The organism is Rhodothermus marinus (genome assembly GCF_009936275.1).
Taxonomy (GTDB): Bacteria; Bacteroidota; Rhodothermia; order Rhodothermales; family Rhodothermaceae; genus Rhodothermus; species Rhodothermus marinus_A.
Genome location: NZ_AP019797.1, coordinates 1,816,910 through 1,834,770 on the forward strand (window position 1 = coordinate 1,816,910; position 17,861 = coordinate 1,834,770).

General features: G+C 58.6%; 12 protein-coding genes. 2 read left to right on the forward strand and 10 right to left on the reverse strand.

Annotation, left to right across the window (positions count from 1 at the left end; genetic code table 11):
* Nucleotides 1–11: 11 nt before the first annotated feature.
* The 10 genes from GYH26_RS07850 to ccmA form a co-directional block, all read right to left on the reverse strand.
* Nucleotides 12–3,224 (reverse strand): type I restriction endonuclease subunit R, encoded by a 3,213-nt coding sequence (locus GYH26_RS07850; protein ID WP_197738563.1) that lies wholly within the window; start codon nucleotides 3,222–3,224, stop codon nucleotides 12–14.
* Complete coding sequence (locus tag GYH26_RS07855) at nucleotides 3,211–4,365, reverse strand: abortive infection family protein (RefSeq protein WP_161541177.1); 1,155 nt, start codon at nucleotides 4,363–4,365, stop codon at nucleotides 3,211–3,213. The genes GYH26_RS07850 and GYH26_RS07855 overlap by 14 nt, the downstream gene beginning before the upstream one ends.
* 2 nt (nucleotides 4,366–4,367) lie before the next feature.
* Nucleotides 4,368–4,856, reverse strand: coding sequence for a DUF4411 family protein (locus tag GYH26_RS07860; protein WP_161541178.1), 489 nt, complete (start codon nucleotides 4,854–4,856; stop codon nucleotides 4,368–4,370).
* On the reverse strand, nucleotides 4,853–6,004 hold the full coding sequence (locus GYH26_RS07865) for an ImmA/IrrE family metallo-endopeptidase (protein ID WP_161541179.1): 1,152 nt from the start codon (nucleotides 6,002–6,004) through the stop codon (nucleotides 4,853–4,855). Before GYH26_RS07865 ends, GYH26_RS07860 begins: the two co-directional genes overlap by 4 nt.
* Before the next feature lie 117 nt (nucleotides 6,005–6,121).
* Entirely contained in the window at nucleotides 6,122–7,039 is a 918-nt protein-coding gene (locus tag GYH26_RS07870; RefSeq protein WP_161541180.1) for a Kiwa anti-phage protein KwaB-like domain-containing protein, read from the reverse strand.
* A complete protein-coding gene (locus GYH26_RS07875) occupies nucleotides 7,036–7,611 on the reverse strand; it encodes a hypothetical protein (RefSeq protein ID WP_161541181.1) in 576 nt (191 codons plus the stop codon). The genes GYH26_RS07870 and GYH26_RS07875 overlap by 4 nt, the downstream gene beginning before the upstream one ends.
* Nucleotides 7,608–8,876 (reverse strand): restriction endonuclease subunit S, encoded by a 1,269-nt coding sequence (locus tag GYH26_RS07880; protein WP_161541182.1) that lies wholly within the window; start codon nucleotides 8,874–8,876, stop codon nucleotides 7,608–7,610. Before GYH26_RS07880 ends, GYH26_RS07875 begins: the two co-directional genes overlap by 4 nt.
* Nucleotides 8,877–8,887: 11 nt before the next feature.
* On the reverse strand, nucleotides 8,888–10,942 hold the full coding sequence (locus GYH26_RS07885; RefSeq protein WP_161541183.1) for an AAA family ATPase: 2,055 nt from the start codon (nucleotides 10,940–10,942) through the stop codon (nucleotides 8,888–8,890).
* Nucleotides 10,939–12,504: a type I restriction-modification system subunit M gene (locus tag GYH26_RS07890; protein ID WP_161541184.1), complete on the reverse strand. Its 1,566-nt coding sequence runs from the start codon at nucleotides 12,502–12,504 to the stop codon at nucleotides 10,939–10,941. Before GYH26_RS07890 ends, GYH26_RS07885 begins: the two co-directional genes overlap by 4 nt.
* 235 nt (nucleotides 12,505–12,739) lie before the next feature.
* Entirely contained in the window at nucleotides 12,740–13,366 is a 627-nt protein-coding gene (gene ccmA / locus GYH26_RS07895; RefSeq protein ID WP_161541185.1) for a heme ABC exporter ATP-binding protein CcmA, read from the reverse strand.
* A gap of 83 nt (nucleotides 13,367–13,449) precedes the next feature.
* Between ccmA and GYH26_RS07900 the strand changes: the two genes are divergently transcribed.
* Both GYH26_RS07900 and speA read left to right on the forward strand, forming a co-directional pair.
* Nucleotides 13,450–15,807, forward strand: a complete 2,358-nt coding sequence (locus tag GYH26_RS07900) for a DNA polymerase domain-containing protein (RefSeq protein WP_161541186.1) — start codon at nucleotides 13,450–13,452, stop codon at nucleotides 15,805–15,807.
* 90 nt (nucleotides 15,808–15,897) lie between these two features.
* The gene (gene speA / locus GYH26_RS07905; RefSeq protein WP_161541187.1) at nucleotides 15,898–17,859 is read left to right on the forward strand and encodes a biosynthetic arginine decarboxylase; all 1,962 of its coding nucleotides are present in this window, start codon (nucleotides 15,898–15,900) and stop codon (nucleotides 17,857–17,859) included.
* Nucleotides 17,860–17,861: the final 2 nt, after the last annotated feature.

Genomic DNA, 17,861 nt, shown 5'->3' on the forward strand with positions numbered 1-17,861 from the left:
GATGCCCGTGATCAAGCAACCCACTCGCCACACAACACCTCCGTTTGACTCAAAACCAGCTCCACAGCCTGTTCCTGTTTGTCGGGCGGATAGCCATATTTGCGCAGGATACGCTTGACGAGTACGCGCAACTGGGCGCGGGCGCTCTCACGTCTATTCCAATCTACCGTTACACTTTTGCGTACGCTTTCGACCAGTACCCGGGCGATCTCCTTCAAGGTTTCGTCTCCGAGCACTTCTACAGCGCTTTCATTTACCGCCAGCGCATCATAAAACGCCACTTCATCTTCGGACAGGCCGAGCTCTTCACCACGGCGCGTGGCTTCTCGTACCTGCCTGGCAATGGCGATCAGTTCTTCAATCACCTGCGCGGCTTCGATGGCGCGATTGTGATACTTGTTCAGGGCCCGCTGGAGCAATTCCGAGAACGCCCGCGACTGCACCACGTTTTTGCGCAGGCGAACCTGGATCTCATCCTGAAGGAGTTTTTTCAGCGTCTCTACGGCCAGATTTTTCTGCGGCAAGCTGCGCACTTCTTCAAGAAACTCATCGGAAAGAATGGAAATGTCGGGCTTTTCCAATCCCGCCGCCGCGAAGATATCCACTACCTCGCAGCCCGAGATCGCCCGGGAAACGAGCTGCCGAACCGCCGCTTCAACCTCCTCCGGGGCGCGCTCCGCCGAACTCACCGTAGCCTTGATCAGAGCCGCCCGAATCTCCTGAAATAGACCCACCTCGTCGCGAATAGCGAGGGCCTCCTCGTGCGGCACCGCCAAAGCAAACGCCTTGGACAGCGCCGCCACGGCCTGCAGATAGCGCTTCTTACCGTCCTCCCGCCCCAGAATGAAGTCCATGGCCTCGGCAATGCCCTGCAGGCGCTCATCGGGAGCAGCAGCCAGCAGGCGCCAATAGTCGAATCCGTGCAGGATGCCGCAGACGACCTCGTACTTCTCCTTCATCACTGCCACGGCTTCGGCCTGATCGATGGCCGCCTTGCCCCGACCGCCGCTTTCAGCGTACACGGCAAGCGCCTTCTTGAGGGAATCGGCAATGCCCAGGTAGTCCACCACCAGCCCGCCGGGCTTGTCGCGAAAGACGCGGTTCACGCGGGCGATGGCCTGCATCAGATTGTGGCCGCTCATCGGCTTGTCGATGTACATCGTGTGCAGGGGCGGCGCATCGAAGCCGGTGAGCCACATATCGCGCACAATGACCAGTTCCAGTTCATCGTTTGGGTCTTTGAAACGTCGGGCGAGAAAGTCCCGGCGTTCTTTGTTGCGGATGTGCGGCTGCCAATCGAGCGGATCCGAGGCAGAGCCGGTCATCACCACCTTGATCTTCCCCCTGGCGTCGTCGTCACTGTGCCACTCAGGACGCAGGGCCGTAATGGCCTTGTACATCTCCACGCAGATCCGACGGCTCATGCAGACGATCATGCCCTTGCCCAGCAGGGCTTCCCGCCGCCGTTCCCAATGCTGCACGAGGTCCTCGGCCACAAGCCGGATGCGCTTCTCCGCTCCCACCAGAGCTTCCAGCGATGCCCATTTCGACTTCAAGCGTTCCCGGCGGACGACATCCTCTTCGGCTTCGGTAATCTCCTCGATTTCCTCATCGAGCCGCGGTTTCTCCGCCTCATCCAGTTCGATCTTCGCCAACCGGCTTTCGTAGTAGATCGGCACTGTAGCGCCGTCTTCCACTGCGCGTTGGATATCGTAGATGGAAATGTAATCGCCGAAGACTGCACGGGTGTTTTTGTCTTCCTTCTCGATGGGCGTCCCGGTAAAGCCAATGAACGATGCGTTGGGAAGCGCATCGCGCATGTGGCGGGCGAAACCGTCAATGAAGTCGTATTGACTGCGGTGGGCTTCGTCGGCGATGACAACGATGTTGCTCCGCTCCGACAACGTCGGGTAGCGTTCCCCCCTGGTTTCGGGGAAGAATTTCTGGATGGTGGTGAAAATCACGCCGCCAGAGGCAACTTGGAGGAGTTCTTTCAGGTGCGCCCGGCTTTCGGCTTGCACGGGGGTTTGGCGCAAGATCTGACGGTTGGCGCTGAAGGTGGCAAAAAGCTGATTGTCCAAATCGTTGCGGTCGGTTAGCACCACGATGGTGGGGTTTTGCATGGCGGGGTGCCGGATGATTTTGCTGGCGTAGAAGACCATGGAAAGGCTTTTGCCCGAGCCCTGGGTATGCCAGATGACCCCGACGCGCCGGTCGCCGAACTTCGGGCGATATTCGGCTTTTGGTTCCCGGACCGCAAACGGATCAGCGGCCGCTGCTTCTTGAAAGCGAGCGTATAGCGTGCTGGCATCCGCTTCAATGCCACAGGCGACGAGTGTGGAAGCGAGCGCCTGATTGACGGCATGGTACTGGTGATAGCCGGCGGCCTTCTTGGCGATGCCTGCTGTGCCCTTGTCCACCTGTTCGAAGGTGATGAAGTTGAGCACGTAGTCGAGAAAGCGCCGACGCTCGAACATACCACGGATCAGGGTCTTCATCCCCGGCTGCACCATACCTTCGCTTTGCTTGTCGTTTCCCGGCTCGCGGTAGAGGTCGGTCCCGTCGATGGTGCGCCAGGGCATGAATCGGTCCCAACCGGACGTCAGCGTCCCGAAGCGGGCCTGCATGCCGTCGGAAATGACGAGGATCTCGTTGTAGGTAAAGAGCGAAGGAATCTCCTGCTTGTAGGTCTGCAACTGATTGAAGGCCGCCCGTAGCGTGGCCTGCACCGTGCCCGGGTCTTTCAACTCGATCACGACCAGCGGCAGACCGTTGACGAAGAGCACAATATCCGGCCGCCGCTCGTGCTTGTTCTCGATGACCGTGAACTGGTTGACTGCCAGCCAGTCGTTGTTGTCCAGGTTTTCGAGGTCGAGCAGCCACACCTTGCCGTGCTTCTCCCCTTCCGGTCCCATCCAGGAAACATCCACGCCGTCGGTGAGCATCTGATGGAAGCGGCGGTTGTTCTCGATGAGCGCCGGACTCTCGGGCGTGAGCACCTGGCGCAGGGCCTCTTCGATGGCCACGGCGGGCCTGTCCGGATTGATGCGCTCCAGCGCCTCCCGCAACCGCCCCTTGAGCACCACATCGCCGTAGGTTTCACGTTCCGGCCGTAAGCTCTCCGGGGCGAGGTCGGGGCCGTATGCGGTCTGCCAGCCCAGCGCCTGGAGCTCGTCCAGGGCCATTTGTTCAACGTCCTCTTCCACAAGATTACCCATGGCCATTCCCGTTTTCGATTTCACGGCGCAACCAATCCAGCAGCGGCTCAATCGCCTCCTCGTCCAGGCCATCGATAGCGGCAATCTGGATCAGGCGTTTCAACGTCACACGCACCGCCGCCCGTTTTGACTCGCGCCTGCTCCAATCCACGACTGCGAGGTCTTCCATTTCGTCAAGCAGCGTGTTGGCGAAACGGTGCACCTGCTCTTTCTGGTCGCCCCTGCCACCCAGCAGCCGATGGACGACGAACTCGTAAAGCAGATGTACCTTCTCCCGAAACCGCCCCTGATAATCGTCAAGGAGCTGTTGTCTTACTGGCTCGGCGACGGGTTCCGACGGTACCGCTGGCTCTTCTTCTGAAACAAATTCGCCCGATTCCCCTGCTTCCTCCTCGACCAATTCCGTTCTTTCCTCCTCCTCGGCTGGCATTGCCCCTTGTAACACATCAAGCACGCTTATGTAGGCCTGCCGGTCCAGGTGATACAGCAATTCGCTGGGCGGCACGCGCAGTTCGATGGCTTCCTCAGGCGTCTGCGTGCCTGCCTGAACCCGCACCACCAGCACGCCAGCCTCCTCATCTACCTCAGCCTCCAACGCACAGCCTGCATCGATGCGCTCGTTGAGATGCCGAAACCGCTCTGGCGGCTCTCTGGTGGTCCGAAGATTGGGCTCCCTGCCGTCGTAGGCGCTCAGAATGAGCGCAATGACCGAGTCGGCCGAGAGCAAATATACCCTCATATGCCGGTTCGCAATCGTGTCGAGAAACCCATCCCTGCCATGCGCGACGCTGCCGTCCTGATTGCGCAGCTCGTTCAGCCCCTCGACCAGTTTATTGTGCCCCGAGATCACCTTGCCCAGTGGTCCGACGCCGCGCTGGTTGCGCAATCCCAGGGCGTCCAATACGCAGGAAAGCAACTCCGTTGTCGTCGGCGTGGAGGAAGCCGGTCCCTCTCTCCCCAGCTCGTTGAGCACCGTCCAGCAGACGCACTCCAGGAAGGACTTGATCAACTCGATGACGCTGCTCCCTTCCCCCTCCCAGGCGCGGACGAGCTCCCGATAGTGTTGTTGAAGATTGGCGGCATCCGGCCAGCGCTCGACAGCGGCAGGATAGGCCGGGGCGATGTCGTCGAGACGGTTGGCACTCATGTCTATCTCTCCAGAACGAATCGAGCTCGCTCGTGCCGCAACATTTCGAAGGGTGTCATCACCTTGATGCCCAGTCCCACACACACGTTCGGAATCTTGACCTTATTCCGCGTGTCGGCAGGCTTCTCATGCGTTACAACGACAAACCCACCGGCCAGCGCATGGGCGATAAGCCAGTAGTCCGCCACCTGGAAAAAAGCGTTCTTGGCAGCCGGGGTGTATCCGTTGCTGTTCACCCATTCGCTCACCGCACCCATCGCTTCGAGAACAGTCGGATCTGGTTTCAAGAAGAAGCCATCCCGCTGAGACGACACCCAAACCGCCAGTTCATCGTCGCCCGCCTCGAGTTCGTCCTTGACCTTCTCAATGCTGAACACCTTGCCGGCCTGGTTGCTTTCGACCAGCCAGTCCCAGAAGGCTGGGCAGAAGTCCATGCCGTAATGCAGGTTCTTGGCCGCTATGAAGACGTTGGCATCCAGCAGGTATCTCATGCCGGAATCTCCAGACGTTGCGCCAGCTCATAAAAGGTCCGGCTTTTTCGCACGCCGAGAAGGCGAAACGCCTCGGTAAAGGGCGTTTGTCCCTCCAACGCGCTCACGATCACCGCCCTGGCGAATCGTTTGCCCACATGAGCGCCCAGGGTGTTGTAAAAATCCCCGCCCTTTCCTCCGGGCGAAAGCTGCTTCAACCGCTGTAACTCTTGTTGCCATGCGCTGTCCAGTGTTTCCCAATTGATCCACCCGGCATCGAACAGACGGCGCAGGATCACCAGGGTGCTGACCTTGAAGCGCCGCGCCAGCCGCTCCAGCGTCTCGGGTAAAGGTTCGCCTGCCACCAGGTTCGCTCGCACGGCTTCAAGCGGAGCAAGGAATTCCGCCGCCACCGCATTGCACCAGCGCTCGGTCCGCTCGTCGGGAAGAACGCGCGCGTCGCTATCGCTTACGCCAGATTGTCCCAACCAGAGGTGCGCCAGTTCATGGGCCAGGGTGAACATCTGTCCCGCCTTGCTGTCCCTGCCATTGATGAACACCAGCGGGGCCAGGTCGTCGGCCAGCGCGAATCCGCGAAACTCGGAGACATCGAGCGGGCGGTGGGTATTGCTGCCGACAATGCCGCTGACCATCACCAGCACCCCGGCATCTTCGGCCAAGCCGATGAACTGTCGCAGCGCTTCAGTCCATGTCGTCATTCGGGAACGGGCTTCTATATCGAACCCGAGCTGTTCGCGCATCCGAGCGGCCACCTCCGCCGGGGCATCCTGAAGCGTCGCCGAGCCCACAAAGGCAACCGGCGGTTCGCCATATAGCCGGGCAAACTCCCGGTACCAGGCCTGCCGCTGCTGACAGATGTAGATCGTTTCCAGCAGGTCGGCGCTGGGGGAGCTATGGCGTGCCTTCGACGTGGTGCGAAAATCGGGGATCGGCAATGTCTCTTCCGGCGGTTCGGCCAGAAAGAAATAACCGATAGGGGTATGGGTGGCGCGGGCGAAGTCCTCGAGCTGCCTGAGCGTGGGTTGCCCCTGCCCTTCTAACCAGTCTTCGAGCTTCTTGAAACGACGAGACAACTCCTCCGGCATGCGGCCAGAGCGCCGCATGGCCCAATACAGGAGTTCGGGTTTAACAGGCACCCGCAAGGTCATACCGCATCCTCCTGAATCTTCTCTTCATCTGGCACGATGTCGGAGCCGTACCTCACGGCCCAGCATATGGACTCGAGCCAGACACAGACAGCGGCTTTGGTGATAGATTCAGCGAAATCAGCCCTTATCATTGATCCGTCTCCTGTTCCCTGCCTTAAAACGCTCGGGCTGCCCTTTGACAAACTCCAGCTCATACCGGCGACGGTCAAGAAGCTCCAGAAACGCCAGCTCGTGGCCTTCGGAGACCTTGAGTTTACCGTCTAATTCTTCGACTTCGACACCATTCTGCTCGCAGAGAGCCTTGAGCAAGGATTTGTCGACATTCTTGGTTAGCTCTTGACTCCGGATCGAGGCAAGGTAGCGGGCTGCCCTCGTATGCTTTTTGGCATATTCCTCGATAGGGGCTAGTTCTACGAATGGAAGATCACTTTGGATCGCTTTGATGTTCTTCGGCACCGCATCCAGAATGGCCTGCTGGAGCTTGCCTGCGAACTCAAATCCACTGGGCCGCAGGATGTAGACGTTCTTCGAGTCAGCGAGAAGGTCGAAGTCAATATCCAGCTTGAACACACGGTCTTCAATCAGCTTGAGTGAGTCCGAGACTAATCGAATCAGGCGGCTCTTCAAAATCCCCTTGAACTGCGTAGCTCGCCGAAGGGCGGTCAAACGCCGATGCTTGTTATCCGTGAGCTGGGCGAAGTAACAGAATATGTTCGAAGGATCATTCAACGCACCGCTATTGGTGGGCAGATTGGCAGCTTCGTGCAACGTTTTTACTGCGGCTGCCATCTCGTGGTCTAGTGGCAGATAGAGGCACTCTCTACTCTCGTATTTCTCGGACGGCTCGTACTCCCTCGGCCCGTCCTCGCAATTGTTCAATGCATTCCACGTTGCCTGCGCCATCTCGCGAAGCGCTCTCTGCACGCCCACATCTACTGGTACAACGACGAACGTTTGGTGGTCGCCGGCATCAATGCCCACGCCAAATGTGGTCACGGTCACGTTCTCGAAATCAAAGTCTATGGTTAACCTCATGTCTCAGGCTCTAAATAAACTGTATCGCTCAAGCGATAGGCTATAAGCTTTTCACCAGAAGCGAGACTCACGCGGCGCGTGATTAGAACCAAGGGCACCCTGCCGGTAAGTGGATTGCCGTCATCCGGCGGATAGACCGTAAACACTCGGTAGCCCCGTGCAGCAAAGACCAGATTCATGTAGTGCAGGTTTAGGTGCCAGAATAGGAATACAACAAACGCCAAAGCGGCAACAGTAGCCCCAAGGTCACGCCAGTTCCCAAGATCTTCCGAGTAGAACGGCAGCAGCATCGCGAACAGGTAAACGAGAATGTGGTCGCGATGGTCGTCAGAAGTGCCAACAATCAGCTCGCGTTTGTCGTTTTCCTTCTTCGCTGTTGCAATGCGCAGCCATAGAAAGGCGTTAGGAACAACTACCATCAGCGCACAACACCCGACGAACCAAGGATCGGGGAGAAGACTGTTTCCACGGATAGCCCATAGGATAAAAAGCGGCGAGATGCTGCTGAGCACCATCAGGAGTCGCGCCGCCTTGAGTCCCTCGCGATGAACGGTAACAGGACGCATGTTCATACCGCATCCTCCAGAATCTTCTCCACATCCTTCACCCGCAACTCGCCAGAGATCAGTTTGGGCAGCAGCGTGTCGCGCAGGGCAGCAAGGGTGCGGGATTCCACTACATAATGATCCTGCAAAGCTCTCATCTTTGATACAAATTCAGAAAGTTTAGAAGCTAAGTTGCTTCCTGGCCAGAGAATTGGTAAGCACTCAATATCGCTATTTGCTACAAAAGGCTGTGCTGCCCCTTTTTTGATTACGTCAATGTTTGCATTGCGTAGCGCAAGATATAACCATTCTCCAAGTTTGCGTTCATGAACTCTAACCAAAGAAGCATTGTTGTTTATCCAAGCTTCGCCGATATGTCGGAAAAACTGCCCGCAATATGCTCCCACTCTTCCAACAGTTATGACAAAACCAGTTGCGTTGCTAATAGTTGTGTAGCCCATAATACCCGCACCTCCAAAAACGGGCACGGGACCATGATCTTTGATGTACTTTTTGGAAAGCTGCTGGCCACCTTTTAGAGCAGCAAACTCCCTGACCTGTTTTATCTCCCACCCCTCCGGAATCGGCCCCAGTTCCGACTCCACGAAGCGGGCGGGGAAGAGGCGTAGGATGTCTTCGGGCAGGCCAAGGGCGTCGGGGTTGTCGCGGTAGTGGGCGGCGCGTTTGGCGAACTTTTCGGGGATGGGGTTTCCGGCGCGCAGGGCGTTGACCACCACCGGGTCGAAGTCCACGAACCAGGACTTGAAGAGCGCCTGGGCCATGGCCTCCAGGGTCTCGTTCATCCGCCGGTTCAGCTCGATCTTGTCATCCAAGGTGCCGAGGATGTGGGCAATGGCGCGTTGTTCGGGAAGGGGTAAATAAGGCCTCTTAAATCTTTCTACATGTTCCCATTTCGCCCGCGGCATTCGAGTACCTTCGGAACCTTTGCTGGCAAAGTCGATGAAATCGTGAGCAGCCATCCAATAGAAAAGATAATTCTGATCAAAACCCTCTTTTGCACGCACTACCCAGATATCCGTAGAGCAAATGCCATCAAATGGTGCACGTATTACCTTACGGAAATATGGACGCAGTTTTCCAAAAAGTATGTCGCCTTTTCTAAATCGGAATTTTGCACTACTGACATCGGAAGCATATCCCCAACCAGCAAGTCGTAATGTGCCCTGCTCAATGTGTTCAAGACCAATATAGGGCATTTTTCCAGCTTCTTCAGGCTGGACAACATCCCGCACAAGTTGGGCCACATCACGAAATGCGACCTCGCTTCCCATAGATCACCCCTTCATGGATTCAAGAAGGCCCGATTTATCTCTTCAAACAGATTACTGGCTATCCTGAAAACATCAGTGGGGATTTTTTCTGAACCATCCATAATCCAGTCCCGTAATACCGCAGCGGGTCGCCACTTCTCGAACCGACCAAGTCCCTTGTACTCAAAGAGCGCCTTCACTTTGTTTACAACGCCATCGGTTGTCTCTATGTCCTCGTCAAACGTTAGCTGGTCGATATTGTAGGCTTCCCTTACTGCTTCCAGGTAAACCTCTTCAGGAAAAATATCTTCGAGCTCTGCATATGGTTTTTCTGGCAAAAAATCCCCAATGAATAGGCAACGTCCTGTTTCACCTGCAAATAAGTTTTCGGTGAGCTTCTTGCCTTCCTTGCGACCTGGTTCGTCACCATCCAAGAGGGCTACAACCTCGACGTCATGGCCAATAAGCATACTAGCCAGGGGAAATAATTTGCTCAAACCAGCTGATGGAACAATAACCACATCATCCCGAAGGGCTGACTCACCGCGCTGTCGAAGCAACTGGTCAAACGCCTTGAGAATCCAGTAGTCGGTAATCCCTTCAACGATTAGTTGGCGCTTGCTGATAAAAAGAGATTGAACAAGCTGATACCCTAAGCCTGCCTGAAGTGGGAAAAGAGCATCTTTGTCACGAGGCCAAATGTCTTCTGATACTTTGGTCGTTCCATCTTCTGCCTCATAGACAATACGGACTCGTTCCAAGTGGTCTGCATCTATCATAAAAGGGGAGTGGGTTGTGTACATTGTCTGATTTTCTTGGGAAAGCTTCTCAAGGAACTTGACCACCTTTGCTTGGGCTGTCCCATGCATGTGCAAGCCGGGCTCGTCCAGAAGGAGAATTGCCTTTTGATGTGCCCCTTTCGCTTCAACAAGGAAAACGGTAAAGAATGAGAAGAAATACTGCATACCCAAGCTGCGCTGGTCCAGTTCGATCTCGCTTGGATCAAGGTCATCAGAAACCCAAATACGGAAAAAGTCCCCGTCTGCTTGATAGCGGAACTTGTGGCGGCGCTGCTCCCACCAGTCTTGGAATTTGGTAGTCATGGCATTTGACGCTGAAGATAGTTTTATAGCGCGCTCATCAACGTAACGGCGGATCTTTTCAATAGTCTGGGAATCCATTTGCTGTCCTGGCTGGTGCTTCTTCCCAAGTGCTGCTAATTCTTCCACATCGAGACCCACGTGCTCAAATAAGCATCGCGTTGTGCGAACGCGGGGCGCGGTAGGATTTTGGTTGAGCTGCTGCACAAAAGTTGGGAGATGAACGGCGCTGTCAATTACGTCGTAGCGGTCAAAGTAGATGAACTTTGGAAGATTGTTTTCAACCCATTGCTTGGCTTGCGCCAGTTCATAACCAAAGGAAGCGCGCTCAAGCAAGCTCTGGGCTTTTTTGCTTATATCCTGGAGAAGCTTTTTTTGCCATTGCTCGTTTGATTGCGTAGCGATGGTGTGTACGAGTCTCTCAACTTCGGCTTTCGGTACAACTTCATCCGGCCTTGTTGAGGATTGTTGATTTTCAAGCTGATAGAGGGTCTGAAGGAGGGTATTCTTAATTGCACCGAGAGCATCGCCCTTACCTTCGGGGGCGGTCAGATCACTCAGCGTTTGCCGAATCTCTCCAATGGCAGTTTTGAATTCAGTACGAGTCAAGACAGAAGTAGGAGGAGCGGGTTCAAATTCTACTGACAATTCCCAAGAGTAATGGCGCGTACATGTCACCTGCTTGACGTCCGCAAGTGCAGAGCATATTTCGGCAAGCTTCTTGCGATCGATGTCGTCAAGCTCAAACCTGCCGCTTGCTACAGGCCAATCTTGCTTTTGGAATTCGTCGGTATAACGCCGTCGTGGAAATTCTTTAAGTCCATCGTATCTTTCACCGTCGGATGGGTTGAGCTTGGAGAGGCCTCGAAACAACGCTGACTTACCTGCTTCATTTTTTCCCACGAAGCAGGTGAGATCACGGACACTAACCCATCCTGTATCTTGAATCTTCTTGTAGTTTTGGACGCGAAAAGCTACAAGTTTCATAATTCATCCTCCTTCGTATAGAATCCAAGCACCTCCAGGTTTTTCTTGATTTCCGCCTCCAGCCGGCGGGCTTCCTCGAACTGCTCATAGAGCGTGGCGGTCAGTTCGGCCATCTTCTCTTCAAAGGGAATGCCGTCGTCCTCTCGCTCCTCCACGCCCACGTAGCGTCCCGGCGTGAGCACGTAGTCGCGCTGGCGGATATCCTCGATGGTGGCCGACTTCCACCAGCCGGGTTTGTCCTGGTAACCCTCGCCCTTCTTCCAGGCGTGGTACACGTCTGCGATCTGGCGGATTTCCTCCTGGGTCAGCTCCCGGTGCACACGGTCCACCAGGCGGCCCATGCGCCGGGCGTCGATGAAGAGGGTTTCGCCGGTGCGGTCGCGATAGCCTCGCTTCGGGTCGGCCTTCTTATTGCGGGTGAGGAACCAGAGCGAGACCGGAATCTGCGTGGTGTAGAAGAGCTGTCCCGGCAGGGCGACGATGCAATCCACCAGGTCGTCCTCGATGATGCCCTTGCGAATCTCGAATTCGGCCTTCGTGGATGTAGAGAGCGAGCCGTTGGCCATCACGAACCCGGCAATGCCGTTGGGGGCCAGGTGATAGATGAAGTGCTGGATCCAGGCGTAGTTGGCGTTGCTCGCAGGGGGTACGCCATATTTCCAGCGCGGGTCGTCCGTGAGCCGCTCCCCGCCCCAGTCGCTCATGTTGAAGGGGGGATTGGCCAGGATGTAGTCGGCCTTCAGGTCCTTGTGCAGGTCGTTGTGGAAGGTGTCGGCATGGTGCGGGCCCAGGTCGGCGTCGATGCGGCGGATGGCCAGGTTCATCTTGCAGAGCCGCCAGGTGGTGGGGTTCGACTCCTGGCCATAGATGGCGATGTCGCCGAGCTTCCCCCCGTGGGCTTCCACGAACTTCTCCGACTGCACGAACATGCCACCCGAGCCGCAACAGGGGTCGTACACGCGCCCGCGGTACGGCTCGATCATCTCAACCAGAAGTTGCACGACGCACTGGGGCGTGTAGTACTCGCCGCCGCGCTTGCCCTCCTTCTCGGCAAATTTGCCCAGAAAATATTCGTACACCCGCCCAAGCGGGTCTCGGACGCCGTATTCCTGCGCCTTCAGGTTGATATCGCCGACAAGCTTCACCAGCTCACCCAGGCGCACCTTGTCCAACGTCGGGCGGGCGTAGTCCTTGGGCAACACCCCCTTGAGCGACGGGTTCTCCCGCTCGATGGCCGCCATCGCCTCGTCGATGACCTGGCCGATGGTGGGCTGTGGCGCAGCCGCCTGAATTTTCTCCCAGCGCGCCTCGGGCGGCACCCAGAAGACGTTGGCGGCCAGGTACTCGTCGCGATCCTCGGGGTCGGTGAACTCGGTGTCCTGCTTGGCCTTGAGCTCCTGGTACTTTTCCTCGAAGGCGTCGGAAATGTATTTGAGGAAAATCAGCCCCAGCACCACGTGCTTGTACTCGGCGGCGTCCATATGGCCGCGTAACTTGTCGGCCATCTCCCAGAGCTTGTTCTCAAAGCCCAGATTGGCGCCGTTTGTTTTATTCGTATCCATAAGCTATTTGATCGATGCAGAAGGTACGGCTGTGACAGGATGAAAAAAATGCATTCTTTTAACACTTCCAGATTGGTCAGGATTCCATCCCGGGCAAAAACAGTCGCTGAGCACCTGTTCATCGTGATAAAGTATGCTATCGGATTCAGTATACATCTCCTGGGTACTTTTCTATGCTTTGCTGCATGATTTTAAATTGCAAAATTTATAAGATTTATAAGCCCGATCAGTTTCTTCACCGAAACCGCCGCAAATCCACCTGCTGCATGCAGGCGGCCGCTTCGTCGGCGTCGTTGGTGGCCACTACCACCAGTCGGCCTTTCGCGCGGGCTTCTTCAAGCAATGCTTCAACCAGCCGGCGGCCGGCCTCGTCCAGGTTCGAGCGCGGCTCGTCCAGGAGCCAGAGCGGCGGATCGGCCAGCAGCGCGGCGGCCAGCCGGAGCCGCTGGCGCATGCCCGAGGAGAAAATCGCCACGGGCTCGTCGGCAAACGCCCGGAGCTGCACCCGTTCCAGCCAGCTTTCCACACGCCGGCGTCCGTCAGAAAGGCCCCGGGCCCGGGCGATAAATGTCAGGTTCTCCCGCGCGGTGAAAGCGTCGTAGAGCTGCAGGTAGGGTGCAGCCAGTCCCACGTAGAAGGGACGATCGGCAGGCTCGATCGGGCGGCCATTGACCTGGAGCCGCACCTCGCCCTCCGAGGGACGCAGCACGCCCGCCAGTATGCGCAAAAGCGTCGACTTGCCCGAGCCGTTCGGGCCCGTCACGGCCAGCGTCTCGCCGGCCGCGATCGTGAACGAAAGCCCCGCAAACAGACGCCGGTAACCGAAGCGCTTGCCGAGCGCGATCACTTCCAGTCGGTCCATGCCTGCAAGATAAGCAACCGGACCGCTCCGAAACGCATCGCCGCTCCCGCGGTATATCCTTTTGCTCAAGTTTTACTTCAGCCGTGGCGGAGACGACGCACCTGTACGACGACGTCGCGCTGTTCGGCCGGGATCCGTCGCCGGGTCTGCTGGACGTGCAGCCGCTGCTGGACGGCGACGCCGACACGCCGGCCCGCGTGCGCCTTTACTGGCGCAGCACGGACAGTACGCTGTGCGTCGAAGAGCAGCCGTTCTATCCGTTCTTCCTGCTGGCCGACATTCGGTTGCTCCGGGGCTACCCGCGGCGGCGTTTTCGCTTTCGCCCGCTGGCGGGAAGCGAGCACTTCCGCTATCTGGTCGTCTTCGAAAGCTGGACCGCCTACCGCGAAGCGCTCCGGCACATCGAGCAGGCGGCCGCCGGTGCCGAGCGCCCGCCCGTCTATCAGATCAACACCCCGGCCCAGCAGTACCTGATGCAGTCGGGCCGCACCTGCTTCAAAGGCATGACGCTCGACGACCTGCACCGCCTCCAGCTCGACATCGAGGTCTACACCGAATCGGGTTTCCCGAACGCGGAGCGTCCCGAAGATCAGATCGTGCTCATCGCGTTGCACGACAACCGCGGCTGGCATCGCGTGCTGGACGTACGCGAAGCAGGCTCCGAAGCGGCCCTGCTGCGTCAGTTTGTGGACGTGCTGCGCGAGCGGGACCCCGATGTGCTGGAAGGCTACAACCTGCTGGCTTTCGACCTGCCCTATCTGCAGCGGCGTTGCCAGCGCTACGACATTCCCCTGCAACTGGGCCGCGACGGCAGCGAGCCCCGCACGTTTCCGGCCAGCATTCGCTTTGCCGAGCGCACGATCGACTACACGGCCTTCGAGATCGCCGGCCGGCACGTGATCGACGTGTATTTTCAGGTGCTGGCCTTCGACGTGTTCAAGCGGGATCTTCCCGACTACACGCTGAAGACGGTCGCCCGCTATTTCGGCCTTTCGACGCGCGATCGTACCTACATCGCCGGCACCGAGCTTTCCCGCACCTGGAGCGAAGATCCCGATCGCGTGCGCGCTTACGTGCTCGACGACGCCATCGAAACGGAGCGGCTGGCCCGCATGCTCTCGGGCTCGGCCTTCTACCTGACGCAAATGGTGCCCATGCCCTACGGACAGGTGGCGCGCACGGGACCCGCTGCCAAGATCGAAGCGCTCATGGTGCGCGAGTACCTGCGGCGTCGCCACAGCATCCCCTGCCCCCAATGGGGCAGCCAGGCGCTGGGCGGCTACACGGACGTCTTCGTGACCGGCGTGGTCGGCCCCATCGTCTATGCCGACGTCGAAAGCCTCTACCCGTCCATCATGCTCACCTACGGCATCCAGCCGCGCACCGATCGGCTGGGGCTGTTTCAGCAGCTGTTGCGTCGGCTGACCGAGCTGCGCCTGGAAACCAAGCGCCGGATGCGTGAAGCCGAGTCCGAAGCGCTGCGCCGCGAACTCGACGCCCGGCAGAACTCCTACAAGATCCTGATCAATTCCTTCTACGGCATGCTGGGCTTTTCGCTGGCGGCGTTCAACGACTTCGAGGCGGCCGATCGCGTGGCGGCCACCGGTCAGGAGGTGTTGCGCCGGCTCATCCAGGCCATCCAGCAGGCCGGCGGACAGGTCGTCGAAGTGGATACCGACGGCGTGCTCTTCGTGCCCCCGCCGGACGTCCGGGACGAAGCGGCCGAACGCGCCTTCGTCGAGCAGCTCGGCGAGGCCCTTCCATCCGGCATCCGCGTGAGCTACGAGGGCCGTTTCAAAAAAATGCTTTCCTACAAAAAGAAAAACTACGCGCTGCTGGGCTACGACGGCAGCCTGAAATTCAAAGGCTCCTCGCTGATTTCCCGCTCCGTCGAGCGCTTCGGCCGCCAGTTCGTGCGCGAGGCCATTGCGCTGCTGCTGGAAGAAGATATTCAGGGACTGCACGAACTCTACCTGCGCTACCGCGCCCGCATCCTGCAGCACGACTGGGAAAGCGTCCACGACTTCGCCCGCACCGAGACGCTGAAAGACACGCTGGACAACTACCTGGCCGATGTGGCGGCCGGACGGCGTCCCCGCGCGGCCGCCTACGAACTGGCCCTTCGCCTGCGCGAAGCCGGACGTCCTGTACGCAAGGGAGACCGCATCACCTACTACATCACGGGCACGCACCCCAACGTGGCCGCCTACGAAAACTGCCGCCTGGCCGAGGAATGGGATCCGGCCAATCCGGACGAAAACGCGGCGTACTACCTGCGGCGTCTGGACGAATTTGCCCGCAAGTTCGAGCCCTTCTTCACCCCGGCCGACTTCCGGCGCATTTTTTCCCCCGACGACCTGTTCGGCTTCTCGGCCGAGGGCATTCGTCCGATCCGCCGGGTACGCGCGCCTGAAGAAGTGTTTTCATCCACCCCGTTTTGAAAAAATCCGGGCGCCCTCCCGCCACGAAACTATTCCCAAATCCATTGCGTTCGGAACGCGATTCTGGCACGTAAACCCGCCGGGAAATCCTTGGACGAAACGGCTCAACCGCTGGAGATCGATCTCGAAGCCTGGACGCCACAGGCGGCCGAAGTGCTCTACCATGTCCCGGCATGGGGCGCGGGCTTTTTCCACGTCAACGAAGCCGGACACGTAGCCGTCCGCCCGCTGGGACCGGAAGGTCCCTCCATCGATCTGCTGGAAGTGATCGAGCGCCTGCGTGCGCAGCATGTGCATCCGCCCGTTCTGCTGCGCTTTCAGGATCTGCTGCGCACCCGCGTCCAGCAGCTCAACCGGGCCTTCCGTCGTGCCATTGCCGAAACGGGCTACGCCAACACCTACCGGGGCGTCTATCCGATCAAGGTAAACCAGCTCCGCGAGGTTGTTGAAGAAATTCTCGAAGCCGGAGCGCCTTTCTCGTTCGGGCTGGAATGCGGCTCCAAGTCGGAACTGCTGGCCACACTGCCCTACCTGGACCGGGACGACATGCTGCTGATCTGCAACGGCTGTAAAGACCGGGCCATGATGCAGCTTATCCTGGCAGGGCAGCGCCTGGGCAAAAAGGTGATCCCGGTGATCGAACGCATGGCTGAGTTCCGGCTGCTGCTGGAGGCGCTGGAAGATCGCTCGCTACCGCAGGCCAGTGTGCCGGCCATCTTTGGCGTGCGCCTGCGGCTGTCGGCGACGGGCGCCGGCCTGTGGTCGGAGTCCGGCGGTGAGACGTCCAAGTTCGGCCTGTCGCTGTCGGAGCTACTGGGCCTGCTCGACCGCATCGGTGACGGTCACTCGGGGGTGTCGCTGCAGCTGCTGCACTTTCACATGGGCAGCCAGATCGCCCATCTGGCGCACATTCGCGAGGCGGTCACCGAGGCCGCGCGCATCTATGCCCGGCTGCGCAAGCGTGGGCTGGGCATCACCTACCTGGACATCGGCGGCGGCCTGGGCGTCACCTACGAGGCGGGCAACCCGGACGCCCCCGGCAGCATCGACTATTCGCTCGGCGAGTATGCCCGTACAGTCGTGGCAACGGTGCAGCGAGTCTGCGAAGCCGAAGGCGTACCCCCGCCCATTCTGATCTCCGAAAGCGGCCGGGCCCTGACGGCCTACCACTCGATCTTCGTGACGGAAGTGCTCGACACGCGCTCCCGCCATTACGAATTGCCTGCCTGGGCCAACGGAGGCATCCATCCCCTGCTGGAGGAATTGCGCCGGCTCTACGACGCGGCCGCCTCCGAGCCGCTGTCCGCAACGTACGAACAGCTGGAAGCCGTGCGGCAGCAGGTCAACCGCTCATTTCGTGAAGGGGCCCTGTCTCTGGAACAGAAAGCAGAAGCTGAACAGCTCTACTGGGCTACCTGTGCCCGCCTGAGCGAACGCCTGCCCCGCTCGCCCGAAGCCCTGGAGGTTCTCCCTGAAAACCTGCGTCAGCTGCCCACGCGACTGGCCGATCATTATCTGTGCAACTTCTCCGTCTTTCGCTCGCTGATCGACCACTGGGCCATCGGCCAGCACTTCCCGATCATGCCCATTCATCGCCTGGATGAGCCGCCCACGCGTCACGGCATCCTGATCGATCTGACCTGCGACTCCGACGGTCAGGTCAGCGATTTCGTCACCCCGGTCGGCGAAAAGCACACGCTCGAACTCCATCCGCTGCGCCCGGGCGAGCCCTACTACCTGGGCTTTTTCCTGATGGGTGCCTATCAGGACATCATGGGCGACCAGCACAACCTGTTCGGGCGCGTCACCGAAGCACACATCTATCTGGACGAAGACGAGCCGGGAAACTTCTACGTCGAACTGATTCTGCCGGGCGCGACCGTCGAAGAAGAACTCGCCCAGGTGCAGTACTACCCGAATGACCTCGAGCGTCGCATGAACCGGCTCATTCAGGAAAAGGTGCGAACCGGCGCGCTGCGGCCACGGGAAGGCGTGGAATTGCTGGAGCTGTACCGGCGCGTCTTCCGGACTTCCACCTATCTGGAACACTGAGC

Bases quoted from the DNA above. Each gene is read 5' to 3' on its own strand.
- GYH26_RS07860 (WP_161541178.1), bottom strand. From the start codon at position 4,856: ATGAGATACCTGCTGGATGCCAACGTCTTCATAGCGGCCAAGAACCTG.
- GYH26_RS07880 (WP_161541182.1), bottom strand. From the start codon at position 8,876: ATGGGAAGCGAGGTCGCATTTCGTGATGTGGCCCAACTTGTGCGGGAT.
- GYH26_RS07855 (WP_161541177.1), bottom strand. From the start codon at position 4,365: ATGAGTGCCAACCGTCTCGACGACATCGCCCCGGCCTATCCTGCCGCT.
- GYH26_RS07875 (WP_161541181.1), bottom strand. From the start codon at position 7,611: ATGAACATGCGTCCTGTTACCGTTCATCGCGAGGGACTCAAGGCGGCG.
- GYH26_RS07885 (WP_161541183.1), bottom strand. From the start codon at position 10,942: ATGAAACTTGTAGCTTTTCGCGTCCAAAACTACAAGAAGATTCAAGAT.
- GYH26_RS07890 (WP_161541184.1), bottom strand. From the start codon at position 12,504: ATGGATACGAATAAAACAAACGGCGCCAATCTGGGCTTTGAGAACAAG.
- GYH26_RS07850 (WP_197738563.1), bottom strand. From the start codon at position 3,224: ATGGCCATGGGTAATCTTGTGGAAGAGGACGTTGAACAAATGGCCCTG.
- GYH26_RS07870 (WP_161541180.1), bottom strand. From the start codon at position 7,039: ATGAGGTTAACCATAGACTTTGATTTCGAGAACGTGACCGTGACCACA.
- GYH26_RS07865 (WP_161541179.1), bottom strand. From the start codon at position 6,004: ATGACCTTGCGGGTGCCTGTTAAACCCGAACTCCTGTATTGGGCCATG.
- ccmA (WP_161541185.1), bottom strand. From the start codon at position 13,366: ATGGACCGACTGGAAGTGATCGCGCTCGGCAAGCGCTTCGGTTACCGG.